Source organism: Streptomyces sp. B8-7, from assembly GCF_058833805.1.
The window spans coordinates 1066258-1090415 of record NZ_JBYRRL010000002.1 but is presented as its reverse complement, the minus strand read 5'-3'; the positions used below and the strand labels follow the sequence as shown (position 1 = coordinate 1090415).

The window sequence follows — 24158 nt, the reverse complement described above, 5'->3', positions numbered from 1 at the left end:
GGCGCCCAGCGGGGTGGACCCGTGGTCGGGCGCCGGCACAGTCGGCCGGGCCGGTCAGGAGCCGTGCGGGCAGTTCCCCCGGGACTCCTCGACGGTCAGGCTCGGCGACGGCAGCGGGCACAGGAACCGCTCGTAGCGGGTGTCGTCGTCGATGAACCGTTTGAGCCAGGAGACGCTGTACTTGGCGATGGTGGTGTTGGAGGTGATCGGCGTGAGATGGGTCGCGTGGTTCAGCTCCAGGTAGGCGCGGTCGGTGCTGGACGGGAGGCTGCTGTAGAAGGGCTGGGCGTGTGTGGCCACCGGGGCGACCGTGTCGCCGTCGGCACCGAAGATCAGGGTGGGGGTGCTGACCTCGGGCCAGGTCTTGTCGAGGTTCCACGGGGTCAGCGGGATCGCGGCCTGGAGCGAGGGCCGTGAGGCGACGGCCTCCAGGCTGCCGCCGCCGCCCATCGAGTGCCCCATCACGCCGAGCCGGCTGCTGTCGATCCGGGAGCGCACGGAGCTGCGTCCGGTGAGGTAGTCCAGGGCGGCGAGGAGCTGCCGGCCGCGTGAGGCGGGCTGGTCCAGCGTGGTGATCGTGTCGATGGTGAACACCACGAAGCCCTGCGAGGCCAGCCGCGGGCCCAGCCAGGCGATCGAGGACTGGGTGCCGGTGTACCCCGGCGACACGGCGACCGCGCCGAAGGTGCCGTCGGCGGTGCTGGTCGGGTAGTAGATCGTGCCGCCGCCGAAGCCGGTGACCAGGAGCGGGGACACCGACGTCTCGGAGACCGTGTAAGGGCCGCGCAGGGCCTCGATGCTCGCGGTGGTCGGTGCGGGCCCGCGCTCGTAGGGGTTGGCCGCGGCGTGGGCGCCGGGCCCGGACAGGGTGCCCAGGCCGACGAACGCGGTCAGGGCGGCGAGCGCTCCGGCCGCCCGCCGCGGACGGCGGTGCCGGGCGGGGGCCGGGCGGGCGGCCTCGGGGGTGCCCTCGGGGGTGACCTCGGGGGTGACCTCGGGGGTGACCTCGGGGGTGACCTCGGGGGTGACGGGGGTGTGGGGGTGCTGCTGCACGACGAGTCGTCCTCTCTGCCGTATGGCGCACGGGGTCTGCCCGCAAGGGGCGCGCCGGTCCGCCCTTGCGGGCGCGGGCCGGGCCCTGCGGGGCGCGAGTGGGTCGGGTCCCGGCCGTGTGCGGCCTGTGCGGCACGCACCCGGCACGGGGGCGCCGGCCGCCCGGCTCCTGCGCCGGGCGGCCGGCGACAGCCACTCTCCGGGCGGTGGCGCCCGCCGCAACCGGCGAAATCACCGGTCGTGCGTCGTTGCGCCCCCGGACGCCCGCGCCGCGGGGGTTGCGCGGCCGCCCGGGGCGTGTGGCACGCTCACCGCGAACCGGTGGCCCGCCCGGCCGCCGGCGGTACCGGGTTCGGCACCGGTACCGGGTTCGGCACGGGTACCGGCCCCAGCGCCCGGTACCGGGTTCGGCACCGTGGAGAGGCGGCGGTATGCGCATCGGACTGCTCGGTACAGGCCCGTGGGCCCGGATGGCCCACGGGCCCGCTCTCGAGGCCCATCCGGGGCTGGAGCTCGTCGGCGTGTGGGGGCGGCGTCCGGAGGCCGCCAAGGAGCTGGCGGTCCGCCACGGCACCCGCGCCTACGACGACGCCGACGCCCTGATCGCGGACGTGGACGCCGTCGCGGTCGCCCTGCCGCCGGGGGTGCAGGCGGACCTCGCGGTGCGCGCCGCACGCGCGGGCCGGCACCTGCTGCTGGACAAGCCGGTCGCGGTGACGGTCCCGCAGGCGCGGGCCGTGGCCGAGGCCGTCCGGGAGGCTCAGGTCGCCTCGGTCGTCTTCTTCACCACCCGGTTCCAGCCGGAGGCGGAGGCCTGGATCACCGAGCAGGCCGCCGAGGACGGCTGGTTCACCGCGCGGGCGCAGTGGCTCGGGTCGGTCTTCGGCCCAGGCGGCAGTCCCTTCGCCCAGTCCCCGTGGCGGCGGGAGAAGGGCGCGCTGTGGGACGTCGGCCCGCACGCCCTGTCGGTGCTGCTTCCGGTGCTCGGCGACGCGGTGCGGGTGGCCGCCGCGGCCCACGGCCCCGAGGACACGGCGCACCTGGTGGTCGAGCACGAGGGCGGCGCGTTCAGCGCGCTCACCCTCAGTCTGACCGCTCCGCCGCAGGCGGCGGGCACCGATGTGGAACTGCGGGGCACGGCCGGGGTCGCCCGGCTGCCGATGACCGGCGGCGAGGCCGCGGTGCCCGCGCTGGTGCGGGCCGCGGACGCGCTGCTGGCCGCGGCCCGCACCGGCCGTCCGCACCCCTGCGACGCGGGGTTCGGGCTGCGGGTGACGGAGATCCTGGCCGAGGCGGAGGACCTGCTGACCGCCCAGGAGGGCTGACCGGGCGCATCGCGGGAAACCGGGCGCCCCCGTGCGGGCGGCGTACCGGGCCCCTCCGGCCGGCCTCTCCGGATGCACTCCGCGCCGAGGCGTTGAATGGTGTTAGTGGACCCGGAGAGCTCTGCGGGGCCGCGGCACACTCCCTCACCGGAGGAGCACCGATCATGTCCAACTCCCAGCCCGAAGCGTCCCGGCCCGAGGCGCACTGGCATCCGGACCGCGCCACTCCGGACAGCCTTCTCCACACCCGCACCGGCGGCGAGGTGTCGCCGGAAGACATCGTCCTCGCCTCGGGCAAGGACCTCACTCCGGGCGCACTGGAGTGGGCCAGGCGGAAGCTGGCGCAGGAGGGCCCCGCGGCCCTCGACAAGCTGCTTCCCTGAGACCGCGGCCGCACGACGACGGGCCCGGACCGCGCCGGCGGCGCCGCCCGGGTCCGAGGCGTGAGCCGCTGCCGCACGCCCGCGGCGGATGCCGGGAGGCCCCCTTGCCGCGGCGGCACGGCCGCCCGGGCGGAGGAGTGCCGCCCCCGCCGCCGACGCCGCGCGGGGCGGCGACGGCGGCGGGGGGCGGGGGCGGGGGTGCGGCAGCGGGGCCGGCGGGCAGCCGCTCACAGCATCCGGCGGCGCACCAGCAGGCCGAGCACCAGCAGGCCCGGCACCAGCGGCAGCCAGACGGTGAGCAGGCGGTAGCCCAGTACCGCGGAGGCGGCCGCGGGGGCGGGGGCGCCGGCCGCGGTGAGGGCGAGGGCCAGCGCGGCGTCCAGCGAACCGAGGCCGCCGGGGGTGGGCAGCAGGGCGGCCGCGCTGCTGGCGGCGAGGTACAGCAGCGCGACCCGGGCGGGCGGCAGCGGCAGGGCGACGGCCCGCGTGACCGAGTACAGGACCGCCGCGTGCAGCAGGGCGAAGGCCAGCGAGCCGCCCCACAGCGCGGCCGCCCGCGAGGGCCGGGCGTGCACCTGCCGGATGTCGGCGCGCACCCCGGCGAGGGCCCGCCTGCACCGGGGGCCGAGCAGACCGCCCAGCAGCAGTCCGGCGACGGCCACCGCGAGGACGGCGAGCGGCCCGGCCGGCGGGAGGCCCGGCGCCCGGATCACCCCCGGGCAGCCGAGGACGAGCAGCGCGATGAGGGTGCCGCGCACCAGGACGCTCGCGGCGGCCTTCACCCCGAGCGCGGTCGCCGCCCGCGCGGCCGGCATCCCGCAGCGCACCAGGAAGCGCAGGTTGACGGCGCCCGCCCCGAGGCCCGCGGGAAGGAAGTGGTTGGCGGCGGAGGCGGCGAACTGCGCGGCCACCAGCCGCCGTCCGGGCAGCGGCCGGACCACCGCGCCCTGCTGGGCGAGCGCCGCGCAGCCCCAGGTCAGCAGCGTCGCCGCGGCCCCCGCCAGGAGCCAGCCCCGGTCGGCGGCGGCCAGCCGCAGCGCCCCGTTCTCCAGCACCCGCCAGTGCCGGTGGGCGAGGTACCCGGCGGCCGCCAGCACGCCGAGCGGGACGAGGGTGTGCCGGCAGGCCCGTCTGCGGGCGGGGACGGCGGCGGTGGACTGAGGTGACGTCATACGGCCCTGCCCTCCCGCACCGTGAGTCCCCGCACCGGCCGGACGCGTCGCCCGGCCGGAGACCGTCGTCCGGGCGGGGCGCCGGCACACGCGGCCGGACGGCCGGCCGATGTCGGGGAAAACAAGGAAAAACTAACCCACTGTGTCCGGGGGTGCAGCGCCCCGTACGGCCAACTGCCTGACCCGGCCGGGCCGCCGGGCCCGACGAGGCCCCGCGGCCCCCAGTGGGGAGGGCCCGCGGGGCCTCGGGGGGTGCGGTCGGCGGGTCTCTCCGGGCAGGGCGGGCAGCGGCTCCGCGGTCGGCGGCTTCCCCGGCTCCGCGGTCGGCGGGTGTCCGGTGCGCGGTGTCCGGTGCGCGGTGCGGTCAGCGGGTCTTCGGCTCGCGGTGCGGGGGCTGCTGCGGGGCGGGCCGGGCCCGCGCGGCGGGCACCGTGCGGACGGCCGGGCCGTCCGCGGTGACGGTGCAGGCCGCACCGTGGTGGCGGATCCGCAGCGGCCGCCCGGCGAGCAGCGTGTACACGGCCTTGTCCTGGGTGATCTCCACCTGGAGCCGACGGCCCCGGAACTGCACGCTGAACGCGAGCCGGTTGAGCCGTTCGGGCAGGCGGGGCGCGAAACGCAGCCCGTCGGCGTCCTGGCGCATGCCGCCGAACCCGGCGACCAGGGCCGTCCAGGTGCCGGCCAGGGACGCGATGTGCAGGCCGTCGCGGGTGTTGTGCTCCAGGTCCGCCAGGTCCATCAGGGCGGTCTCGGCGGTGTAGTCGAGGGCCAGCCCGAGATGGCCCGCCTGGGCGGCGATGACGGCCTGGCAGCAGGCCGACAGCGAGGAGTCCCGCACCGTGAGCGGCTCGTAGTAGGCGAAGTTGCGGGCGATGTGCTCGTCGTCGAAGTGCTCGGCGCAGGTGTACATGGCGAGCACGAGGTCGGCCTGTTTGACGACCTGTTTCCGGTACAGGTCGAAGTACGGGAAGTTCAGCAGCAGCGGGTACTGCTCGGGGCGGGTGCCCGCGAAGTCCCAGCGCTGGTAGCGGGTGAAGCCGGCGTGCTGCTCGTGGACCCCGAGTTCGCGGTTGTAGGGGATGTGCACGGACTCGGCGGCGTCCCGCCAGCCGGCGCTCTCCTCCTCGTCCACTCCGAGCCGCGCGGCCTGCTCCGGGTGGCGTTCGGCGGCGTCGGCGGCGGCGAGCAGGTTCGCGCGGGCCATGAGGTTGGTGTACGTGTTGTCGTCCGCGACCGCGCTGTACTCGTCGGGGCCGGTGACGCCGTCGATGTGGAAGGTGCCGTGCGGGTCGTGGTGGCCGAGGGAACGCCACAGCCGGGCCGTCTCCACCAGCAGTTCCACCCCGGTGTCCCGCTCGAAGCGGGTGTCGCCGGTGGCGGCGACGTACCGGCGTACGGCCTGCGCGATGGCGGCGTTGACGTGGAAGGCCGCGGTGCCGGCGGGCCAGTACGCCGAGCCCTCGGAGCCGTCGATGGTCCGCCACGGGAAGGCCGCGCCCCGCAGGCCGAGCTGGACGGCGCGGGCGCGGGCGGCGGGCAGGGTGCTCTGCCGCCAGCGCAGCGCCTCGGCCACGGCGTCGGGCGAGGTGTAGGTGAGCAGCGGCAGCACGAACGTCTCGGAGTCCCAGAAGGCGTGCCCGTCGTAGCCCGAGCCGGTCAGGCCCTTGGCGGGGATGGCGCGCTGTTCGGCGCGGGCCCCGGCCTGCAGCACGTGGAACAGGGCGAAGCGCACCGCCTGCTGGATCTCCTCGTCGCCGCCCACCTCCACGTCGGCGCGGGCCCAGAAGTCGTCCAGGTGAGCTCGCTGCTCGCGGAGCAGACCGGCCCAGCCGCTGTGTGCCGCGGCGGCCAGGGCCGCGTCGACCTGGTCGCTCATCGCCGGCCGGGAGCGGTTGCCGGACCAGCCGTGCGCGACGAACTTCTCCACCCGCAGCCGCTGTCCGGGCCGCAGCACGGAGGTGACGGTCAGCCTGGCCACGTCCGGGTCGCTGCCGGCCCCGGTCAGTGTGCCGTCCGGTCCGACGACGGTGTGATCGGCGGCGACCGCGACCCGCAGGCCGCTGCGACGGGTGCGGTGCACCAGGCGCAGCCGGCAGCCGTCGGCGAACGGCTCCTCGGGCTCCAGCGGCGACTTCAGGGCCGCGGCCGCGCGCGGGTCGCCGTCGGGGTCCGGCAGGGACTCGTTGGCGACCAGCTCGGACTGGATCACCACCCGGGCCTCGCGGCCGACCGGCTCCACCTCGTAGGCGACGGCGGCCACGGCCCGCTGGGTGAGGGAGACCAGCCGGGTGGAGCGCACCCGTACGGTCGTTCCGGCCGGGGACGTCCACTCGCAGTCCCGCTCCAGGACGCCGCGGCGCAGGTCCAGGGTGCGCTCGTGGCGGACGACGCGGCCGTGGCGCAGGTCGAAGGGCTCGTCGTCGACGAGGAGGCGCAGCACCTTGCCGTTGGTGACGTTGAGGACGGTCTGCCCGCTCTCGGGATAGCCGTAGCCCGCCTCGGCGTAGGGCAGCGGGTGCACTTCGTGGACGCCGTTGAGGTAGGAGCCGGGCAGTCCGTGGGGTTCGCCCTCGTCGAGGTTTCCGCGCCAGCCGACATGGCCGTTGGACAGGGCGAACACGGACTCGCTCTGCGCCAGCACGTCGAGGTCGAGCGACGTCTCGCGCACGGCCCAGGGCTCGACGCTGTAGGCCCGCTGGTTGATCACTGCCCGCCTCCCAGGTCGGCCGGCTCGCCCAGGTCCGCCAGGTCTGCCAGGTCTGCCAGGTCTGCCAGGTCGGACACGACGACGTCCGCGCCGTGCGCGTGGAGCGCGTCGCGGCGGCCGGCGCGGTCGACGCCGACGACGTAGCCGAACCCGCCGGAGCGGCCGGCGTCCATCCCGGCCAGCGCGTCCTCGAACACCGCCGCCTGCCGGGCCGTCACGCCCAGCTCGCGGGCGGCGGCGAGGAAGGTGTCCGGGCGGGGTTTGCCGGGCAGCCCCCGCTCGGCGGCCACGAGCCCGTCGATCCGGACGTCGAACAGGTGCTCGGCTTGCACGGCGCGCAGCACGTCGCGGCAGTTGGCGCTGGCGGAGACGACCGCCGTGCCGAGACCCCGGGCACGCACGGCCTCCAGGTAGGCCAGGGTTCCGTCGTAGGCCTCGACGCCGCCGGCGCGGATGCGCTCCAGGAGGAGCAGGTTCTTGCGGTTGCCGAGGCCGTGCACGGTCTGCGCCTCGGGCGGGTCGTCCGGGTCGCCTTCGGGCAGGCGGATGCCGCGGGCGGCGAGGAAGGTGCGCACGCCGTCGGCGCGCGGGCGCCCGTCGACGTACTCGTCGTACGCGTGGGCGTCGAACGGACGGAAGCCGGGGCCTTCACGGTCGTGCAGGAAGGCGTCGAACATCTCCTTCCAGGCCGCCGCGTGCACCACGGCCGTCTTCGTCACGACCCCGTCGAGGTCGAACAGGCAGGCGCGGATTCCTTCGGGGAGACCGAGATCCTTCATAGGGGTGATCCTTCCCCGATCGGCGCGATCCTTGTGAACGACTTTTCGACGTAAGGGAGTACGGCGGTACGGGACTCACCGGGATGCGGGGCCGGCCGGCTGCGTCCGCGCGGGGCCGACTGCGTGCGCGCGGGCCTGCGGCGGGGCGGGCGCGGGTGGAGCACACGGCCGGACGGGCGCCGGGACACGCGTTCCGGACGGCACGGGGCGGCTGCCACACTCCTCGGTGTGGCAGTGACCTTCGACGACCTCCTCACCCGGGCCCGCGCCCTGACCGCGGGCGGCCGGCGGGCCCTGCTGGGCATCGCGGGGGCACCCGGCGCCGGCAAGACGACGCTGGCCGCACGGCTGGTCGGCGCGTTGAACGCGGACGGCGTGCCGTGGGCGGCTCAGGTGCCGATGGACGGTTTCCACCTCGCCGACGCCGAACTCGACCGGCTGGGCCGACGGGACCGCAAGGGCGCCCCCGACACCTTCGACGCGGCCGGTTACGCCGCGCTGCTGCACCGGCTGCGGGTGGAGGCGGACGGCCCCGACACGGTGTACGCGCCGGGGTTCGAGCGGGTCCTGGAGCAGCCGCTGGCGGGCGCGGTGCCGGTGCCGCCCGGGGCCCGGCTGGTGGTCACGGAGGGCAACTACCTGCTGGTGGAGTCGGGGGCCTGGGCACGGGTGCGGGCCGAGCTGGACGAGGTGTGGTTCTGCGAACTGCCGGAGGCCGAGCGGACGCGCCGGCTGGTGGCCCGGCACATGCGGTTCGGCAAGGCACGCGCGGCGGCGGAGGCCTGGGTGCGGGGCACCGACCTGCGCAACGCGGACCTGGTGGCGACGACCCGTCAGCGGGCCGACCTGGTGGTGCCGTTGACGGCGATGCCACCGGCCTGACGCCGCCGCCCCACCGTCTCCTCCGCGCCGCCGGGGCGCCGTGGCCGGTTTCGAGCGGTCGGCACAGGGGCGCCGGTTCCGCGCTGACGCTGCCGTGCCACCGGTACCGCGCTGCCGGCACCGGGCCGTCGCCCCGCGCCGCCGCGGCCGAGACGGCGTACCCGAGACGGCGTGACCGAGACGGCGTGACCGAGACGGCGTGACCGAGACGGCGTGACCGAGACGGCGTGGCTGCGCCGCCTCACGGCGCCGCCGTGCTCCCGCCGCGCCGCGAGCGGCACCGCTGGCGGGCCTGCGGGCCCGGGCCCCGCCGCCTGACGTCCGGGGGCGGGCGGGGCCGGCGACCCCGCGGCTCGGCGACCGGCACGGACGCGGCGGGGCGGGACGCGACGGGGCGAGACGTGACGGGGACGGACGCGACGGGGCGAGACGTGACAGGAACGGACCGGGCGGGGACGGACGCGACGGGCCCGCCCGGCGGGTGGTCACCCGGTGCTGTCGGCCGGACGACGGCAGCGGCACCGCCTCCGCCGCCGCGCGCGGTGGGGCGCTGCGGAGCGCCGGGCGGGCCCGGACCCGAGGCGGCGGGCCGCCTCGGCCCGGGGCGGAGCCCGTCCGGACCGAGGCGGGTTTCACCTGGCCCGCACCGGACCTGGCCTGGTCAGAGCGACCGGTGAGCTATGTTGAACCCCCGTGGGCAGTGAAGGAGGCGCACCGGTGCCATCGCAACAGCAGGCACGCGCACAGGCGTCCGCGATCACCTCGGGCCGGGCGGCCGCCTCGGGGAAGGCCGCACCGGAGGCGGAGGCCGCGCCGGCCTCCCAGCTCAGAACCCTCTTCGACCGGCCGCGCCTGTCGCCCGGTCAGCGCCGCATCGCCCAGTACCTGATCGACCATCTCACCGAGGCCGCCTTCCTGTCGATCACCGACCTCGCGGACCGGGCGGGGGTGAGCCAGCCGTCGGTGACGCGGTTCGCGGCGGCGCTGGGCTTCAGCGGGTATCCGGCGCTCCGCGAGAAGCTCCAGGCGATCGCCCTGGGCACCATCGGAGGGCCCGGCGTCTCGGAGGAGAGCGGCAACGAACTGCAGGCGGCCGTCGACGCGGAGATCGAGAACCTGGAGAACCTGCGGCGCGACTTCGCCGACCCCGGTCAGGTGGTCGACGTCGGCCGCCGGCTGTCGGAGTCGAACCCGCTGACGGTCCTGGGGCTGCGCATCTCGGGCGCGCTCGCCGAGTACTTCGCCTACGCCGCGCGCCGTATCCACCCCGACGTGCGGCTGGTGACGCGCGGCGGCAGCACCGCCTACGACGCGCTGCTGCAGTCCCGCGAGGCCGGCGGGGCCTGGGTGCTGGCGTTCTCGATGCCGCGGCACGCCCAGGAGACGCTGTCGGCGGTGCGGGTGGCACGCGGTGCCGGTCTGCGGGTGGCGCTGGTCACCGACCTGGCGCTCGGGCCGCTGGCCGACGAGGCGGACGTCGTGTTCGCCACCGGAACCGGTTCCCGGCTGGTGTTCGACTCCTACGCGGCCCCCGGGCTGATGGCCTCGGCGCTGCTGCAGGCGATGACGGACGCCGACCCCGAGCGGACGCACGGACGGCTGGAGGAGTACGAGCAGATCTCCGAGCAGCATCAGTTTTTCCTCAAGGACTGAGTCCGCAGAAGGGTTCTCCCGGTCTGTGCACCCCTGGCGCCGCATGAATTTTTTCATGCTTGTTGCATACCGGGGGGTATATATAAATACTGTCGCGGACACCCGGACCGGCCGTCACCTACCCGCGTCGGCATCCGGTTGTCGGTCGGGCATCGCCTTGGCGAGCCCCCGTGGGCGGCCCCGGTCATCCCCTAGGCCGGAGCCGCCCACGACCCGTCGAGTCCCCACGACGCCGCACGACCCGGAAGCGATGATCATGCCTCTGACGACGACGCGCACAGGTCCCGACTGGCCGTGCCAGGTCAAGACTCCCGGCAGCTACGACTGGGAACGCTCGGCGGCCAGGTGGCTGCGCGAGCTGGTGCCGGCGCGCTACGCGAGCTATCCCGCCCTGATGCGTCACCCCGTACTGCTGGCCCGGCACGCCCAGATCCAGGTCCAGCAGGAGGTCCGGGTGGCCCGTACCGCGCTGCAGACCGCCCGCGCCGACCTGCCGCGGCTCGGCATGCCGGAGTCGGTCATCGAGCACACCATCAAGCTGTACGCCGCCGAGGTGCTGCAGTTGCAGCACATCGCGCGCAGTGTACGGGCCGTGAGCGAGGCGCTCGCCGACCGCACCGCCGGACGCTGACCGGCCGGGCGGCCGGGCCCCGGCCGCCCGGCTCCGCGCGGGTGCGGGCCCCGGAGGTCACCGGCCCCGGACCGGACAGCGGGTCCCCTCCTCTCCTTCCGGTCCTTCCGGTCCTTCCGGTCCTTCCGGTCCTTCCGGCGCGTTCACGCAGGTGGAGCGGCTCCCCCTCGTTTCAGGGAACTCAGTTCCCTCTCATGAGAGCACTGAGTGCCATGAGGTGCCTCCGGGTGCTACGTTCCGGTTCATGAGCCCCAGCAGTACGGCGCCCCGGCGCGAGAACAGGCCCGGCGCCGCCGGGAGGCCGCCCATGCGCCAGGCGCTGGTGGCCGCGGCGTTCCGGCTGTTCGTGGAGCGGGGGTACGAACAGACCACGGTCGACGACATCGTGGCGCTCGCCGGCGTCGGACGCCGGTCCTTCTTCCGCTACTTCCCGTCCAAGGAGGACGTGGTCTTCCCCGACCACGAGCGCTGCCTGGCCGACATGACGGCCTTCCTCGCCTCCGGCGACGGCACGGAGGAGCCGGTGCGCCGGGTGTGCGACGCGGCCCGGCTGGTGCTGCTGATGTACGCGGAGAACCCGGACTTCTCGGTGCAGCGCTACCGGCTCACCCGGCAGGTGCCCGGCCTGCGCGCCTACGAGCTGTCGGTCGTGTGGCGCTACGAGCGGGCGCTCGCCGACTACCTGCGCCGCCGGCTGTCGGACCGGCCGGACGGCGGGCTGCGGGCCGACGTGATCGCCGCCGCGGTGGTCGCCGCGCACAACAACGCGCTGCGCTCCTGGCTGCGTTCGGACGGCGAGAGCGATCCGGAGGCCGCGGTCGGCCACGCCCTCGGCCTGGTGAGCTCGGCGTTCGGCCCGGCCGGGCCGCAGTCCGCCGCACCGCCGCCGGAGCAGCCCGAGGACGTCGTGGTGGTCGTGTCCCGGCGCGGTGCGCCGCTGTGGCGGGTCGTGCAGGAGATCGAGACGACCCTGTCCGCGGGTACCGGGCCCCGGCCCGGGCAGCCCCCGGCCGCCGGTCCCGGGAACTGAGGGGAACCCAGTACCTTTACCGCTGGCACTCAGTGCCATACGCTGAGGCCGTGCACGGTGGCACGCCCGCCGCGCACGGGCGTGCGCGGCCTGTCGCACGCGGGATTCCGGCCGAGCGCAGGGAGTTGACCAGCGTGTACCACCACTCAGGAAGCACCGCGCAGCAGGGGGCCGGGCCGGGTGTGCTGGGCGACCGGCCCGCCGACCGGACCGCGGAGGCGGCGCCCCAGGCCCTGGTCTTCCAGCGCTGCACCTGGTGCGGCACGGCGATGTACCACCGGCTGCTGTGCCCGGTGTGCCAGGGCAGCGACCTCAGGACGGAGCGCAGCGCGGGTGTGGGCACGGTCCGCCACTGCACGGTGGTGCACCGCAACACGCCCGTGGCGCGCAATGTGTCGCTGATCGAGATGGCCGAGGGGTTCGTGGTCCGCGGCCGCGTGACGGGACCGCCGATCGGCATCCACAGCGGCGACCGCGTCCGGCTCTCGGCGGCCGAGGACCCGGTGCGCGGGGAACCGGTGTTCCAGCTCGTCGACGAGCCCTTCCGCGCCTGGACGTGACGGGGCGGCGCCTCAGCCGGACGCGGCGGACGTGCCGGAGGTGAGGGTCACGCGGATGCCGACGGTGCCTCCGGTGCCGCGGCGCAGCCGGCTGCCGAGCAGAGTGAGCCGGCCGAGGACGCCGTACTTGCGGGCGACGAGCGTGCGGTAGCGGTCGCTGGTGGCCTCGTCGCAGATCACCGCAGTGGCGGGTACCTGCTCTCCGGTGGGGTTGCCCCGCATGTCGCAGGGTCCGGCCAGGACGTCGGCGCGGTTGCGGATGCGCTTGACCTTGTAGGAGTCGGCGGCGGTCCACACGCCGAGCGCGTCGCCGTCGCGCACCACCCACACCGGGGTGGCGACCGGTGTGCCGTTCTTGCGGAAACTGGTCAGCAGCAGGTACTTGCCCGCGGCGAGCCGGGCCAGTGCGGTGGTGTCCATGGCGGAAGTGTAGGGGCTCGGCGGGGGCCGGGCGGGGGGCGGGCTGAACGCCCCGCGGGCGGGGCGCGTATGGAGGGTCGGGCGCTCGGCTGCGGGGGCGCCCCCGTGGTGTCGGTGCCGCGGCCTACGGGGTTGGGGAGCCATGCATGGGGCACGCACGACGACGGATCACCCGGCGGGTGACACGGCTGGCTGCCGTCGGCGGTCTGCTGCTGGGCAGCACCCTGGTCGGCCGGGCGGTGGCCGGCGAGCCGGCCGGGCCGGCCGGTGCCGCGCCCCGTCCCGCCGCGGCGGCCGGGTCGGCCGGCGCCGGCCTCGTGGAGCGGCTCGGTGCCGCGCGCACGGCGGGCAGCTGGATCGACGGTGAGGGGCGGCCGGTGGTCGCGGTCACCGACGGACGGGCCGCGGCCGAGGTGCGGCGGGCGGGGGCCACGGCGAAGGTCGTGGAGCACAGTCTGGACGACCTCAGGTCGGCCACCGCGGCCCTGCGGGCGGCGCCGCGCGTGGCGGGAACGGCGTGGGGCGTGGACTACCGCGCCAACGAGGTGGTGCTGCGGGGCGATCCCACGGTCTCCGCGGCGCGGTGGGCCGGTCTGAAGGAACTGGCGGCCGGTCTGGGCGCGCCGGTCCGCATGGAGCGCACCCGGGACGCGTTCACCACCCGGCTCAACGGGGCGCGGCCGATCCTGTCGACGGCGGGGCGCTGCTCGGCCGGGTTCAACGTCACGGACGGCCGCTCCGACTTCATTCTGACGGCCGGGCACTGCGGGCCGGCCGGGACGGTGTGGTTCACCGGCTCCGGGGGCGGCCGGGAGCTCGGCCGCACGGTGCGCGGCAGCTTCCCGGGGGACGACTACGCGCTGGTGAGCTATGCGGGCGGCCGGGCGGGCGAGGGCGCCGACGTGGTGGACGTGGGCGGCGGACGCGGTGTGCGGATCACGGGCGTGTCCGAACCCTCCGTCGGTCAGCGGGTGTTCCGCAGCGGCAGCACGAGCGGGCTGCGCGACGGCGTGGTGCGGGCGGTGGACATGACGGTGAACTATCCCGAGGGCAGTGTGAGCGGCCTCATCGAGACCGACGTGTGCGCCGAACCCGGGGACAGCGGCGGGCCGTTGTTCTCCGAGGGCATCGCGCTGGGGATCACCTCGGGCGGCAGCGGCGACTGTACGTCGGGCGGTACGACGTACTTCGAACCGGTGACCGGGGCGCTCAGGGCGCTCGGGGTGAAACTGATCACGGCGGGGCAGCCGGCCGGCGCGGCGGCGCCGCAGCCGTCCGCGACGGGGTCCGCGGGCGGGGCCGCACCGGGCGACACCTCGCCGGGCGCGTCGGCCCCGGTGAACGGGGAGCAGGTCGCGACGCTGCTGTCGCGGCTGGCGGACCCGCGGAACGTGGGGCCGGGGCTGCTGATCGTCGCGGGAAGCCTGGTGGCACTGGTCGCCACGCGGTTCATCCGCGTGGAACAGGACCGGCAGGCCTATCGCAGGTTCTACTCGGCGACCTGGAACTGAGCGGCCGGGCGGCGCTCAGGCCGCCCGCGCCTGCTGCGGGGTGGCGGCGGCCCACTCCATCACGAGCCGCTGGTACTCCTCGCGCTGCTCGATGGTCAGTGTCCCGCCGGACCGGCGCCACAGCTCCCGGATCTCCTCGTTGACCTCCGCGGCCGATCGCTCGGTGACGGGTTCAACAGTGGTGGACATGCCGTCAAGCATACGGCGCGGGGGGTGAGGGCCGCGTGAGTAAAGACGTGCAAATCGGACATATCGGACCGTGTTGCTGATCACGTGCCATCCGCCCGCGACGCAGGCGCAGTTCGGGTCCCGGAAGGCCGGACCGGGCCTGCCGAAGCCCCTGTTCGGGGCTCCGGCCTGCCGGTTCGCCGCTCAGGTGCCGGGCTTGCGGCCGTACACGAACACCTCGTCGCCCTTCTTCAGCAGCGACCAGTACTTCTTGGCTGTGGCGGGTGTCATATTGACGCACCCGTGCGAGCCCGGCGGGTTCCACATGCTCACGTTCACCGAGTGGAAGGCCTGTCCGCCGTCGAAGAACTGGCTGTAGGGCATCGGCACGTCGTAGATGGTCGAGACGTGGTCGATGTGCCGCCAGTAGATCTTCTTCAGGCCGGTCCGGGTCTCGTAGCCGTCGCGGCCGGTGCGCACCGGCACCGGGCCGTACACCAGCCGGCCGCCGTCCTGGATCCAGCTGAGCTGCAGGGTGAGGTCGACGCAGGCGATCCGGCCCTTGTCCGTGGGGCACTTGCCCGCCTTGTTCGGCTTCTTGCCCACGGCCCGCTGCTTGAGCATGAGATCCATCACGCCCCAGGTGACCGGGCCGGCGTAGCCGACGTCCGGCCGGATGCCGTGCCGGTCCTGGAAGGCCTTGATCTTCTGGCAGTCGGCCGCCGACTGCCTGCCGTCGACCGGACGGCCGAGGAACTTCTCGACCTTCTTCTGGTAGGGGCCGGCCTGTGTGGTGCAGCCGGCCGCCTGTGCCGGTGCGGCACCTACGCCGAGGGCGAGCGGTGCCAGCAGCGCGCCCGCCCCCACGACGGCGGCCCCTCTCCTGCGGATGTCCCCCATGAGTGGTCCCGACCTTCCCGTCTCCCGCGCACGCGAGCCGTGCGACGTCTGTCCACCGGTCCTGCGGCCGGCAGGGGTCACCGGCCCGCGAGGCCCGGTGCGCCCTTGTGGCCACAGCAGTAGACCGGCTCGCGCGGGCCGGGGTTGTCCGGTCGGCCGCTTCGCGACAGAACGGTGACACGCGCCCGCCCAAGGAGCGCGGCACCGGGGCGGAGTCAGGGCGTCCCGGCCGGGCTCCCGGGCCGGTCAGCGGTAGCCGTCGGTGTCCGCGGGCCGGCCCGCGGCGACGACCTCGGTCAGGTAGCGCCATGCGTCCGGGCGGCTGCCGTCGAGGTCGGTGAAGCCGTACTCCGCCGCCAGGCCGCCGCTGGACAGGGACCTGCCGTTGTGCCGGGCCACCTCCGGGTCGGCGGCCAGCGCGGCGACGGCCCGGCCGACGTAGCGCGGGGTCTCGGAGATCGCGAAGTGCGGGTCCTCGGCGACCGCGTCGCGCCAGTTGTCCTCACGCACCCCGAAGTGGTCCAGCATCATCTCCGAGCGCATGAATCCCGGGGTGAGGGCGACCGCGGTGGCGCCGCGCGGGCCCAGCTCGTGCCCGAGCACGAAGCCCATGCGCAGGACGGCCGTCTTCGCCAGGTCGTAGAAGAACGAGTTGCGGTAGGTCCGGCCGTTGTACTCCGCCGTGCCGTCGGTCATCTCCACGACCAGCCCGCCCGGCCGGCGCAGCAGCAGGGGCAGCGCGTGGTGGCTGGTGATCGCGTGGGTGTCCACGGCCAGCCGGAGCAGCCTGAGCCCGTCGTCGAGGTCGTGCTCCCAGACCGGTGACTCCCAGGCGAAGAGGTGCTCGCCGCCCCAGATGTCGTTGACCAGGACGTCCAGGCGGCCGTGCCCGGCGTCGATCCGCGCGACGAGGGCGCGCACCTGCTCGGGGTCGAGGTGGTCGGCGGGTACGGCGATCCCCTCGCCGCCCGCCTCGGTGACCAGGTCGGCCGTGTCCTCGATGGTCTCGGGACGGTCGTACTCGGAGCGGTGTCCGCGGGTGCTGCGCCCGGTGACGTACACCGTGGCGCCCGCCGCCCCCAGTTCGACGGCGATCCCGCGGCCCGCGCCGCGGGTCGCGCCCGCGACCAGCGCCACCCTGCCCTGCAACGGCTTGTCCATGCTGTCCGGCCTCTCCTGCTCGTGCGTTCTCCCGGTGCCCTTGAGCATGCCTGCCGTTCCGGACACCTCCTGTCGCCTTTTCCGGCGGGACGCGCCCCACGGCGGCGGACCGGCGGGACGCGTCCCGCCGCGGCCGGCCCGACGGCAGGGTCCGGCGCGACGCCTGCGGCACGTCCGGTTCCACCCGGTCGCGCCGGGACGGCGGCGGGGCCGGCGCCGTCAGTGACCGCGGTCGATCCACTCCTGCAGGTGCGGGGCCTCGGCACCGATGGTCGTCGGGTCGCCGTGACCGGTGAGCACCCTGGTCTCCGGCGGCAGGGTGAGCAGCCGGTCCCGGATGGAGCCGATGATCGTGGGGAAGTGGGACCAGGACCGCCCGGTGGCGCCCGGCCCGCCGGAGAACAGGGTGTCGCCGGTGAACACCACCCCGAGGCCGGGGGCGTACAGACACACCGCGCCCGGCGCGTGCCCCGGCGTGTGCAGCACCCTGAGACCGGCGCCGGCGGCCTCGATGACCTGGCCGTCGCGCAGCCAGGCGTCCGGGTCGCGGTCGGGGTGGGTCTGCTTCCACAGCGGCAGGTCGTCCGGGTGCAGCCACACCGTGGCGCCGGTGCGGTCGGCGAGGGCGGGCGCCGCGTCGATGTGGTCGTTGTGGGCGTGGGTGCACACGACGGCCGTCAGGCGGCGCGGACCGACCGCTTCGAGGACGGCGTCGGCGTCGTGCGCGGCGTCGACGACGAGGACCTCGTGGTCGTCGCCGACCAGCCACACGTTGTTGTCCACCTCCCAGGTGCCGCCGTCCAGCGTGAACCGGCCCGAGGTGACGAGGCGTTCGATGCGCGGGCCGCTCGTCACAGCACCACCACCGAGCGCAGCACGTCGCCCCGGCCCATCCGCGCGAAGGCCTCCTCCACCTCGTCGAGCCGGATCGTCTCGGACACGAACGCGCCCAGGTCCAGGCGTCCCCGCCGGTGCAGTTCGATCAGCATGGGGAAGTCGCGGGAGGGCAGGCAGTCGCCGTACCAGGAGGACTTCAGGGCTCCGCCCCGGCCGAAGACGTCCAGCAACGGCAGTTCGAGCCGCATCTCGGGGGTGGGCACCCCGACCAGGACGAGCGTGCCCGCGAGGTCGCGGGCGTAGAAGGCCTGCCGGTAGGTCTCCGGGCGGCCCACCGCGTCGATCACCACGTCGGCGCCGAACCCTCCGGTCAGTTCCCGGACCGCCTCGACCGGGTCGGCCGTACGGGAGTCGACGGTGTGGGTGGCGCCCAGGGCACGGGCCTTGTCCAGCTTGCGGTCGTCGATGTCGACGGCGATGATCCGGGTCGCCCCGGCCAGCTGCGCGCCCGCGACGGCCGCGCAGCCGACCCCGCCGCAGCCGATCACCGCGACGGAGTCGCCGCGGCCCACACCGCCGGTGTTCAGGGCGGCGCCGAGGCCCGCCATCACCCCGCAGCCCAGCAGTCCGGCGACCGCCGGGGAGACGTCCGGGTCGACCTTGGTGCACTGGCCCGCGGCGACCAGGGTCTTCTCGGCGAACGCGCCGATGCCGAGTGCCGGGGACAGCTCACGGCCGCTGCCGGCGAGCGTCAGGGGCTGTCGCGCGTTGTGGGTGTCGAAGCAGTACCAGGGGCGGCCGCGCCGACAGGCCCGGCACCGCCCGCACACGGCACGCCAGTTGAGGACGACGAAGTCGCCCGGCGCCACCTCGTCGACGCCCTCGCCCACCGACTCCACCACTCCGGCGGCCTCGTGGCCGAGCAGGTACGGGAAGTCGTCGCCGATGCCGCCCTGTTGGTAGTGCAGGTCCGTGTGGCAGACGCCGCAGGCCTGGATCCGCACCACGGCCTCCCCCGGACCCGGATCGGGTACGACGATCGTCTCGACCCGCACCGGCTCGTCCCTGCCGGGCGCGATCACGCCGCGTACTTCCTGCGCCATGGCTGCTGGATCCCTTCCGTCGGCGGCAGTTGTGTCCCTGTGCCGACCCTACGCGCGATCACCCGCGCCGGGCGCGGACCTTCCAACCCGCGGCCCCTCGGAGCCTCGGACACGAGCGCGCCCGGCCGCGTCCGGGACGGGGACGGGCCGGGCACAGGGGCAGGAGCCGGGCCGGGTCAGGTCTCGATGGCGGGGAGCAGCCCGGCGACCGGCGCGGCCAGGTCGGTCAGCTGGTGCAGCTGGCCGAGGTCGTTGAGCCGGCTGAGCTGGCGCAGCTGGTCGGACGGCCGCGGCAGGGCCTCCCGGTACGGCTGCGGGACGTCGCCGGCGGCGAGCGAGTCCAGGGTGGCGAGCGGGCTCAGCTTGCCGTCGGGCTGGGCGACCGCGTCCGCCGCGCTCGCCGCGGGCGCGGCGATGGCGGTGACCCCGGCGGCGAGACACGCGGCGGCGAGGATACGACGAGTGGAGATCATGCCCTCAGCAACGCCGCCCGGCCCGCGGCGGACACGGCCCCGGGCCGCCACTCACCCGTCAGGCGGAGAGCCGCCCCCGCGCTTGCCGTGCCCGCCCGGGCGGAGGACGCTCGTAGGGAGGCCTCGGTGACCCGCCGCCGACCGCCGGGCGACCGTGCCTCGCAGGAGGAGGAGGTCATCATGGGCACCAGTACGAGCCCCGCCTTCAGCGCCGACACCCTGCGCCGGGGTCTGGAGGCCGAGTCGGCGGACGGACTTCTGTCGCTCTACGCCGACGACGCGGAGCTGCGGATCGTCGACCGCAACACCCAGCCCAGCAGTCCCCTGGTCATGCACGGCCGCGACCAGATCGGGACGCTGCTCCAGGACGTCTACAACCGGGACATGACCCACACGATGGAGGGCTGCATCGTGGAGGGCGACCGGGCCGCGTTCAGCGAGTCCTGTCTGTACTCGGACGGGGTACGGGTCCTGTCCGAGTCGATGGTGACGCTGCGGGACGGAAAGATCGTCGAGCAGACCATGATCCAGGCATGGGACGAGTAGCGAAGCGGCGGCCGTTCGTCCGGGTGGACACCCGGATGAACTGGAGGTTCTCGGTCCGCGCGGGGCTGCGGTCCGGCCGGGTCGGCCGGACCGGGTGGTCCCGGCGGGCCGGGCCGGTGGCGGTGGCGCGGCAGCAGGTGGCGGTGGCCGCCGTGCGGTCTCTGCTGCGGGAGGCCCGGCCCCGGCTGCACCGTCGTCGCTGATCACGCGGCTCCCGCGCCCCCGTCAGGCATGCCCGGGCCGGCCGCGAACGCAAGGGCGGCAGGCCCCGCCCGCGCCGGAACGGACCTCGGCCTCGGCACCGTCGTGGCCGGCCGCGCGCTCCCCGCGCCCCCTGGGGGCGCGTCAGCGCGGGACACTCGGGGTGTGCGCGTCACGATCATGACGGCGGGGTCACGGGCGCGGCGGGGTCACGGGCGGACGTGGCCCCCTTCGCCGGCCTCGGGCACGGGCTCGTGCGGGCCGGACACGAGGTGACCCTGGTGACGCACGGGCGCTTCGAGGCGCTGGTGCAGGCCGTGACGGAGCCGTCGTACCGGGACCGCGCCCGGACGCTCGGCGCGGGTGCGCGCCGAGGACGGGGTGGCTCCGGTGCCGGCGGCGCTGGCACGGCTCGGCGGCTGACCCGGCGGCCTCCGCGGTCCCCGCTCGCCCCGGCCGCCGTCCCGCGCCGCCCGGCGCCGGGGATGCGCCCCGGCGCGACGGGGGCAGGATGGACTCTGTGCAGGCAGTACAGGCAGTACAGGCAGTACAGGCAGTGCAGGCAGCACAGGAAGCCGGGAGGAAGCGCGGCAGGCGGCGGCCGCGGAACAGAGGAGCCCGCGGTGCGTGAGATCCTGCCGGTGCTCGGCGGATGGTGGTCCGCGGGCCGGCCGTTCGGACTGGCCACCGTGGTCGCGGTGACCCGCAGCGCGCCGCGCGGCCCGGGTGCGGCGATGGCCGTCGGCCCGGACGACGAGGTGGTCGGCAGCGTGTCCGGCGGCTGCGTGGAGGGCGCCGTGCTGGAACTCGCCCGGGAGGCCGTGGCGAGCGGCGAGGCCCGTCTGGAGACCTTCGGCTACAGCGACGACGACGCGTTCGCGGTCGGGCTGACCTGCGGCGGCGAGATCACCGTGCTGGTGCGTCCGGTGACCCCCGCGCGGGACCCCGCGTTCGGCGCGGTGGCCGCCTCGGTGGCGGCGCACCACCCCGTGGCCACGGCCTCGGTGACCGGCGGTCCCGCGCCGCTCGGCGCCGTCCTCGCGGTGTGGCCGGACGAGGTCCGGGGCACCCTGGGCGCGCCCGGCCTGGATGCCGCGGTCACCGCCGACGCCCGCGGCGAACTGGCCCTGGGCGTCACGGACGTACGGCACTACGGACCCGGTGGGGAGCGCCGCGAGGACGCCGTCTCCGTGTTCCTGCACTCCTTCGCGCCGCCGCCGCGGATGCTGGTGTTCGGGGCGATCGACTACGCAGCCGCGGTCGCGCGCGTGGGCGACTTCCTCGGCTACCGGGTGACGGTCTGCGACGCCCGGCCGGTCTTCGCCACGCCGCGCCGCTTCCCGCCGGGCGTGGACGTGGTCGTGGACTGGCCGCACCGCTACCTGCGGGACACCGCGACCGACGAGCGCACGGTGATCTGCGTGCTCACCCACGACCCCAAGTTCGACGTACCGCTGCTGCGGGAGGCGCTGCGCCGTCCGGCCGCCTACATCGGTGCCATGGGCAGCCGCCGCACCCACCGGCAGCGGCGCGAGCGCCTGGCGGCGGCCGGGCTGGGCGAGCGGGAGCTGTCCCGGCTGCGTTCCCCGGTCGGGCTGGACCTGGGGGCGCGCACGCCCGAGGAGGTGGCGGTGTCCGTGGCGGCGGAGATCGTCGCCCTGCGGTGGGGCGGCAGCGGCGTGCCCCTGACGGACACGCGAGGGGACGTCCACCCTCCGGCGCCCGCGTGAGGCGGCCACGACCGTGCGGGCGTCACCACGACCGTGCGGACGTCACTCGAAAGGGTCGCTCTCCGGGCGGAACCGACGGCGCGTCGGACCGGTGCCCGCGTCCGCCCCGGCGACGGCGCCCACCGGCCCCGGCACGGTGCCGGCACGCCAACACCTCTTGCGGGAAAGGACGTTGACGGTACAGCGGCAGCGGCGGGGCCGCCGGGACCTCCGGGGCGCGCGGCGTCCGGCGAGGCGGGTGAGGGCATAGGATCGGGCAACGCGGAGCAATCCCCCACACGACCGACTAAAGACCCAGGGCCAGGAGGCCAAGCCGGTGAAGGTCAGCGTCATCGTTCCGGTGTACAACCCCGGACGCTACATCGACGACTGCGTCGAGTCGCTTCTGCGCCAGTCACTCCCCCGCGACGCCTACGAAGTGATCTTCGTCGACGACGGCTCCACCGACGGCACCCCGGCCCGGCTCGACGCCCTCGCCGCCGAACACCCTCAGGTGCGCGTCATCCACCAGGAGAACTCCGGCTGGTCGGGCAGACCGCGCAACGTCGGCATCGACGCCGCCAAGGGCGAGTACGTGATGTTCGTCGACAACGACGACTACCTCGGCGACGAGGCGCTGGAGCGGATGTACGACTACGGCGTCGCCAACGGGGCGGACGTGGTCGTGGGGAAGATGGCCGGCAAGAACCGCGGTGTGCCGGTGGAGCTGTTCCGGCGCAGTCACCCGCGTGCCACCGTCGAGAACGCCCCCCTCATCGACAGCCTCACCCCGCACAAGATGGTCCGCAAGGACTTCCTGGACCGGACCGGTCTGCGCTTCCCGGAGGGCCGGCGCCGCCTGGAGGACCATGTCTTCGTCACCGAGGCGTATCTGCGCGCCGACGGCGTCGCGGTGCTCAGCGACTACGTCTGCTACTACCACGTGCGCCGCGACGACGCCTCCAACGCCGGGTTCCGGGCCTTCGACCCGGCCGGCTACTTCGGCAACCTGCGCGAGGCGCTGGACGTCGTCGACCGGTACACCGAGCCGGGCCCGCTGCGGGACCGCCTGCACCGGCGCTGGCTGCGCAACGAGATGGTCGAACGGCTGCGCGGCCGACGCTTCCTGAACGCGCCCGAGGACTTCCGCAAGGACCTCTTCCAGGAGATCCACAAGGTCGTCGGCGAGCGGTTCGCGCCGGGTGTCGCGGCGGGACTCCCCCCGGCCCAGCGCTACGTCGCCGCCCTGGCCGGACAGGGCCGGTACGAGGAGACGCTGCGGTTCGCCGAGTGGGAGGCGGCACTCGGGGTCACGGCCGGCTTCGAGCACGCCGAGTGGCGGGACGGCACCCTGCGGGTCGGCTTCACCGCCGAACTCGCCCTGCGCGGGGAGCCCATGACGTTCCCCGCCGACGCCGCCGCGCCGGGGGCCGAGCCACCGGAGAGCGTCGAGGAGGCCGCCGACTGGCTGCGCGCACACACGGCGGCCGCGTTCGACCGGGCCACCCTGGACCTGGTGCTCAAGGAGCGCTCCAGCGCCGCCCCGCACTTCCAGCCGGTGCGGGTCACCCGCGAGGCCGTGGCGGCCGGTCCGGGCCGGGTGCGCCTGGTGCTGCGGGCCACGGCGGACGTCGACCCGGCGGCCGGGGCCGGCGGCGGCCCGCTCACGGCCGGTCTGTGGGACGCCGTCGCCCGGCTCAGGACGGGCGGCTGGACCAAGGAGGTCCGCCTCGGACCCGCCCCGTCCGGCGGCCGCCCGCTGCCGCCCGCCGGACTGGTCGCCGGGCACATGGTGCTGCCCTACTGGACGGACACGCACCGCAACCTCTCCCTCGACGTCGACAGGGCCGGCCCGCGGCTCGGCCTCTCCCGCGTCCCCCGGGACCGGGTCGTGCTCGAACGGGACCGGCTGAGCGCACCGCTGCCCTGGTACGTGCCGGGCGACACCGAGGTCGCGCTGCGGCTGACCTCCCCGGCGTCCGCCACCCCCGTCGAGGTGCCCGGCACCCTGGCGCCCGCGCCGTCCGGCACCGGCTCGCTGCTCACGGCCGAGCTGCCCGGCGGGCGGCTCCCGGCGGGCACCTGGCGGGCGGCGCTGGCCCCGGTGCCGGGCCGGCCCGCCCGGCACGAGCTGCCGCTGGACCTGCGCTCCGGCGCCGGCCGGGTCGAGCTGGTCCGCCCGCCCCGGCCCGGTCCGCTCAGGCGCGTGGTGCGCCGGGTGCGGCGGCTGCTCGGGGGCGCGCCGTCCCGGGCGGGGAGGTAGGCGGCATGCGGCCGCTGGACATCGACGGCGCCTGGGTGCTCGAACCCAAGGTGTTCCCGGACGACCGGGGCAGCTTCCACGAGTGGTACCGGGGCGCGGAGTTCCGGGAGGCCACCGGGTACGACCTGGCCCTCGCCCAGGCCAACTGCTCGGTCTCCCGCCGCGGTGTGCTGCGCGGGGTGCACTTCGCGGACACACCGCCCGGCCAGGCCAAGTACGTCACCTGTGTGCGCGGTGCGGTGCTGGACGTGGTCGTCGACCTGCGGGTCGGATCGCCCTCGTTCGGGCGGTGGGAGGCGGTGCGGCTGGACGAGGACACCCGGCACGCGGTGTTCCTCTGCGAAGGGCTCGGGCACGCCTTCATGGCCCTGTCCGACGACGCGACCGTCGTGTACCTGTGCTCCACCGGGTACGCCCCGGGGCGGGAACACGGCGTGCACCCGCTGGATGCGGAGCTGGCCGTCGCGTGGCCGCGGGGGATCGAGCCGGTGCTGTCGCCGAAGGACGCCGAGGCGCCGACCCTGGCGCGGGCCCGCGCCGAGGGACTCCTGCCGGAGTACGCGGCGTGCCGGGCCTGGTACGCCCGGCGGCGGGACGGCGACCGCCCGCCGGGCGGCTGACAGGGCGTGTGCCGCCGGGCCGGGCGGCGGCCCGGCGGCGGCCGTCCCGGCGGCACACGGCTGCGGGGCCG

At 75.5% G+C, this 24158-nt stretch carries 24 protein-coding genes; 13 read left to right on the top strand and 11 right to left on the bottom strand.

The features are described 5' to 3' along the window. Positions 1 to 54 precede the first annotated feature (54 nt). Positions 55 to 1053 carry a bis(hydroxyethyl) terephthalate hydrolase gene (bdeA, locus tag AC5K6T_RS13385; RefSeq protein ID WP_493208710.1) on the bottom strand — a complete coding sequence of 333 codons (999 nt, stop codon included), beginning with the start codon at positions 1051 to 1053 and terminating at the stop codon, positions 55 to 57. Positions 1054 to 1484: 431 nt separating this feature from the next. Between bdeA and AC5K6T_RS13380 the strand changes: the two genes are divergently transcribed. After that, the gene (locus tag AC5K6T_RS13380; protein ID WP_493208709.1) at positions 1485 to 2378 is read left to right on the top strand and encodes a Gfo/Idh/MocA family protein; all 894 of its coding nucleotides are present in this window, start codon (positions 1485 to 1487) and stop codon (positions 2376 to 2378) included. Between the two features lie 164 nt (positions 2379 to 2542). Continuing rightward, positions 2543 to 2761: a hypothetical protein gene (locus AC5K6T_RS13375; protein ID WP_493208707.1), complete on the top strand. Its 219-nt coding sequence runs from the start codon at positions 2543 to 2545 to the stop codon at positions 2759 to 2761. A 227-nt stretch (positions 2762 to 2988) separates the two neighbouring features. Here AC5K6T_RS13375 and AC5K6T_RS13370 read toward each other — a convergent pair whose 3' ends face one another. The 3 genes from AC5K6T_RS13370 to AC5K6T_RS13360 form a co-directional block, all read right to left on the bottom strand. Beyond that, a complete protein-coding gene (locus tag AC5K6T_RS13370) occupies positions 2989 to 3933 on the bottom strand; it encodes a lysylphosphatidylglycerol synthase domain-containing protein (protein ID WP_493208705.1) in 945 nt (314 codons plus the stop codon). Positions 3934 to 4297: 364 nt separating this feature from the next. Then, positions 4298 to 6640 (bottom strand): glycoside hydrolase family 65 protein, encoded by a 2343-nt coding sequence (locus AC5K6T_RS13365; protein WP_493208704.1) that lies wholly within the window; start codon positions 6638 to 6640, stop codon positions 4298 to 4300. Then, positions 6637 to 7419 carry a beta-phosphoglucomutase family hydrolase gene (locus AC5K6T_RS13360; RefSeq protein WP_493208702.1) on the bottom strand — a complete coding sequence of 261 codons (783 nt, stop codon included), beginning with the start codon at positions 7417 to 7419 and terminating at the stop codon, positions 6637 to 6639. The genes AC5K6T_RS13365 and AC5K6T_RS13360 overlap by 4 nt, the downstream gene beginning before the upstream one ends. Positions 7420 to 7647: 228 nt before the next feature. On the opposite strand from AC5K6T_RS13360, the gene AC5K6T_RS13355 reads away from it, so the two are divergent. From AC5K6T_RS13355 to AC5K6T_RS13335, 5 genes are all read left to right on the top strand, one after another. Then, positions 7648 to 8301, top strand: a complete 654-nt coding sequence (locus AC5K6T_RS13355; protein ID WP_493208701.1) for a nucleoside/nucleotide kinase family protein — start codon at positions 7648 to 7650, stop codon at positions 8299 to 8301. Positions 8302 to 9018: 717 nt separating this feature from the next. Then, positions 9019 to 9954 (top strand): MurR/RpiR family transcriptional regulator, encoded by a 936-nt coding sequence (locus tag AC5K6T_RS13350; RefSeq protein ID WP_493208700.1) that lies wholly within the window; start codon positions 9019 to 9021, stop codon positions 9952 to 9954. Positions 9955 to 10204: 250 nt separating this feature from the next. Next, positions 10205 to 10585: a hypothetical protein gene (locus tag AC5K6T_RS13345; RefSeq protein WP_493208698.1), complete on the top strand. Its 381-nt coding sequence runs from the start codon at positions 10205 to 10207 to the stop codon at positions 10583 to 10585. A gap of 244 nt (positions 10586 to 10829) precedes the next feature. After that, positions 10830 to 11615, top strand: coding sequence for a TetR family transcriptional regulator (locus AC5K6T_RS13340; protein WP_493208697.1), 786 nt, complete (start codon positions 10830 to 10832; stop codon positions 11613 to 11615). 134 nt (positions 11616 to 11749) lie between these two features. After that, complete coding sequence (locus AC5K6T_RS13335; protein ID WP_493208696.1) at positions 11750 to 12175, top strand: Zn-ribbon domain-containing OB-fold protein; 426 nt, start codon at positions 11750 to 11752, stop codon at positions 12173 to 12175. Positions 12176 to 12187: 12 nt separating this feature from the next. Here AC5K6T_RS13335 and AC5K6T_RS13330 read toward each other — a convergent pair whose 3' ends face one another. After that, complete coding sequence (locus tag AC5K6T_RS13330) at positions 12188 to 12595, bottom strand: PPOX class F420-dependent oxidoreductase (RefSeq protein WP_493208695.1); 408 nt, start codon at positions 12593 to 12595, stop codon at positions 12188 to 12190. A 146-nt stretch (positions 12596 to 12741) separates the two neighbouring features. On the opposite strand from AC5K6T_RS13330, the gene AC5K6T_RS13325 reads away from it, so the two are divergent. Beyond that, entirely contained in the window at positions 12742 to 14106 is a 1365-nt protein-coding gene (locus AC5K6T_RS13325) for a S1 family peptidase (protein WP_493208694.1), read from the top strand. A gap of 15 nt (positions 14107 to 14121) precedes the next feature. On the opposite strand, the gene AC5K6T_RS13320 is transcribed toward AC5K6T_RS13325, so the two are convergent. From AC5K6T_RS13320 to AC5K6T_RS13295, 6 genes are all read right to left on the bottom strand, one after another. Beyond that, positions 14122 to 14307 (bottom strand): hypothetical protein, encoded by a 186-nt coding sequence (locus tag AC5K6T_RS13320; RefSeq protein WP_493208693.1) that lies wholly within the window; start codon positions 14305 to 14307, stop codon positions 14122 to 14124. A 171-nt stretch (positions 14308 to 14478) separates the two neighbouring features. Further along, positions 14479 to 15174, bottom strand: coding sequence for a L,D-transpeptidase family protein (locus AC5K6T_RS13315; RefSeq protein WP_493208692.1), 696 nt, complete (start codon positions 15172 to 15174; stop codon positions 14479 to 14481). Between the two features lie 246 nt (positions 15175 to 15420). Continuing rightward, the gene (locus AC5K6T_RS13310) at positions 15421 to 16335 is read right to left on the bottom strand and encodes an SDR family oxidoreductase (protein WP_493208691.1); all 915 of its coding nucleotides are present in this window, start codon (positions 16333 to 16335) and stop codon (positions 15421 to 15423) included. Positions 16336 to 16554: 219 nt separating this feature from the next. Continuing rightward, the gene (locus AC5K6T_RS13305) at positions 16555 to 17190 is read right to left on the bottom strand and encodes an MBL fold metallo-hydrolase (RefSeq protein ID WP_493208690.1); all 636 of its coding nucleotides are present in this window, start codon (positions 17188 to 17190) and stop codon (positions 16555 to 16557) included. Then, on the bottom strand, positions 17187 to 18275 hold the full coding sequence (locus AC5K6T_RS13300) for an S-(hydroxymethyl)mycothiol dehydrogenase (protein WP_493208689.1): 1089 nt from the start codon (positions 18273 to 18275) through the stop codon (positions 17187 to 17189). The genes AC5K6T_RS13305 and AC5K6T_RS13300 overlap by 4 nt, the downstream gene beginning before the upstream one ends. 176 nt (positions 18276 to 18451) lie before the next feature. Then, a complete protein-coding gene (locus tag AC5K6T_RS13295) occupies positions 18452 to 18748 on the bottom strand; it encodes a hypothetical protein (protein ID WP_493208688.1) in 297 nt (98 codons plus the stop codon). A gap of 180 nt (positions 18749 to 18928) precedes the next feature. Here AC5K6T_RS13295 and AC5K6T_RS13290 point away from each other — a divergent pair, with 180 nt between their 5' ends. The 5 genes from AC5K6T_RS13290 to rfbC all read left to right on the top strand — a co-directional run bounded on the left by AC5K6T_RS13290 (position 18929) and on the right by rfbC (position 24087). Beyond that, positions 18929 to 19294 carry a nuclear transport factor 2 family protein gene (locus tag AC5K6T_RS13290; RefSeq protein WP_493209343.1) on the top strand — a complete coding sequence of 122 codons (366 nt, stop codon included), beginning with the start codon at positions 18929 to 18931 and terminating at the stop codon, positions 19292 to 19294. After that, a complete protein-coding gene (locus AC5K6T_RS13285) occupies positions 19282 to 19497 on the top strand; it encodes a hypothetical protein (RefSeq protein WP_493208686.1) in 216 nt (71 codons plus the stop codon). Before AC5K6T_RS13290 ends, AC5K6T_RS13285 begins: the two co-directional genes overlap by 13 nt. Positions 19498 to 20118: 621 nt before the next feature. Next, complete coding sequence (locus AC5K6T_RS13280; protein ID WP_493208685.1) at positions 20119 to 21225, top strand: XdhC family protein; 1107 nt, start codon at positions 20119 to 20121, stop codon at positions 21223 to 21225. A gap of 316 nt (positions 21226 to 21541) precedes the next feature. Beyond that, positions 21542 to 23467, top strand: a complete 1926-nt coding sequence (locus AC5K6T_RS13275; protein ID WP_493208684.1) for a glycosyltransferase — start codon at positions 21542 to 21544, stop codon at positions 23465 to 23467. A 5-nt stretch (positions 23468 to 23472) separates the two neighbouring features. Then, complete coding sequence (gene rfbC / locus AC5K6T_RS13270; protein ID WP_493208683.1) at positions 23473 to 24087, top strand: dTDP-4-dehydrorhamnose 3,5-epimerase; 615 nt, start codon at positions 23473 to 23475, stop codon at positions 24085 to 24087. Positions 24088 to 24158 lie beyond the last annotated feature (71 nt).

What these genes read in the sequence shown, in the direction of transcription:
- AC5K6T_RS13325 (WP_493208694.1), top strand. Translation starts at nt 12,742, where the DNA reads ATGGGGCACGCACGACGACGGATCACCCGGCGGGTGACACGGCTGGCT.
- AC5K6T_RS13320 (WP_493208693.1), bottom strand. Translation starts at nt 14,307, where the DNA reads ATGCTTGACGGCATGTCCACCACTGTTGAACCCGTCACCGAGCGATCG.
- AC5K6T_RS13285 (WP_493208686.1), top strand. Translation starts at nt 19,282, where the DNA reads ATGGGACGAGTAGCGAAGCGGCGGCCGTTCGTCCGGGTGGACACCCGG.
- AC5K6T_RS13360 (WP_493208702.1), bottom strand. Translation starts at nt 7,419, where the DNA reads ATGAAGGATCTCGGTCTCCCCGAAGGAATCCGCGCCTGCCTGTTCGAC.
- AC5K6T_RS13300 (WP_493208689.1), bottom strand. Translation starts at nt 18,275, where the DNA reads ATGGCGCAGGAAGTACGCGGCGTGATCGCGCCCGGCAGGGACGAGCCG.
- AC5K6T_RS13290 (WP_493209343.1), top strand. Translation starts at nt 18,929, where the DNA reads ATGGGCACCAGTACGAGCCCCGCCTTCAGCGCCGACACCCTGCGCCGG.
- AC5K6T_RS13345 (WP_493208698.1), top strand. Translation starts at nt 10,205, where the DNA reads ATGATCATGCCTCTGACGACGACGCGCACAGGTCCCGACTGGCCGTGC.
- rfbC (WP_493208683.1), top strand. Translation starts at nt 23,473, where the DNA reads ATGCGGCCGCTGGACATCGACGGCGCCTGGGTGCTCGAACCCAAGGTG.
- AC5K6T_RS13375 (WP_493208707.1), top strand. Translation starts at nt 2,543, where the DNA reads ATGTCCAACTCCCAGCCCGAAGCGTCCCGGCCCGAGGCGCACTGGCAT.
- AC5K6T_RS13340 (WP_493208697.1), top strand. Translation starts at nt 10,830, where the DNA reads ATGAGCCCCAGCAGTACGGCGCCCCGGCGCGAGAACAGGCCCGGCGCC.
- AC5K6T_RS13310 (WP_493208691.1), bottom strand. Translation starts at nt 16,335, where the DNA reads ATGGACAAGCCGTTGCAGGGCAGGGTGGCGCTGGTCGCGGGCGCGACC.
- AC5K6T_RS13315 (WP_493208692.1), bottom strand. Translation starts at nt 15,174, where the DNA reads ATGGGGGACATCCGCAGGAGAGGGGCCGCCGTCGTGGGGGCGGGCGCG.
- AC5K6T_RS13370 (WP_493208705.1), bottom strand. Translation starts at nt 3,933, where the DNA reads ATGACGTCACCTCAGTCCACCGCCGCCGTCCCCGCCCGCAGACGGGCC.
- AC5K6T_RS13295 (WP_493208688.1), bottom strand. Translation starts at nt 18,748, where the DNA reads ATGATCTCCACTCGTCGTATCCTCGCCGCCGCGTGTCTCGCCGCCGGG.
- AC5K6T_RS13330 (WP_493208695.1), bottom strand. Translation starts at nt 12,595, where the DNA reads ATGGACACCACCGCACTGGCCCGGCTCGCCGCGGGCAAGTACCTGCTG.
- AC5K6T_RS13380 (WP_493208709.1), top strand. Translation starts at nt 1,485, where the DNA reads ATGCGCATCGGACTGCTCGGTACAGGCCCGTGGGCCCGGATGGCCCAC.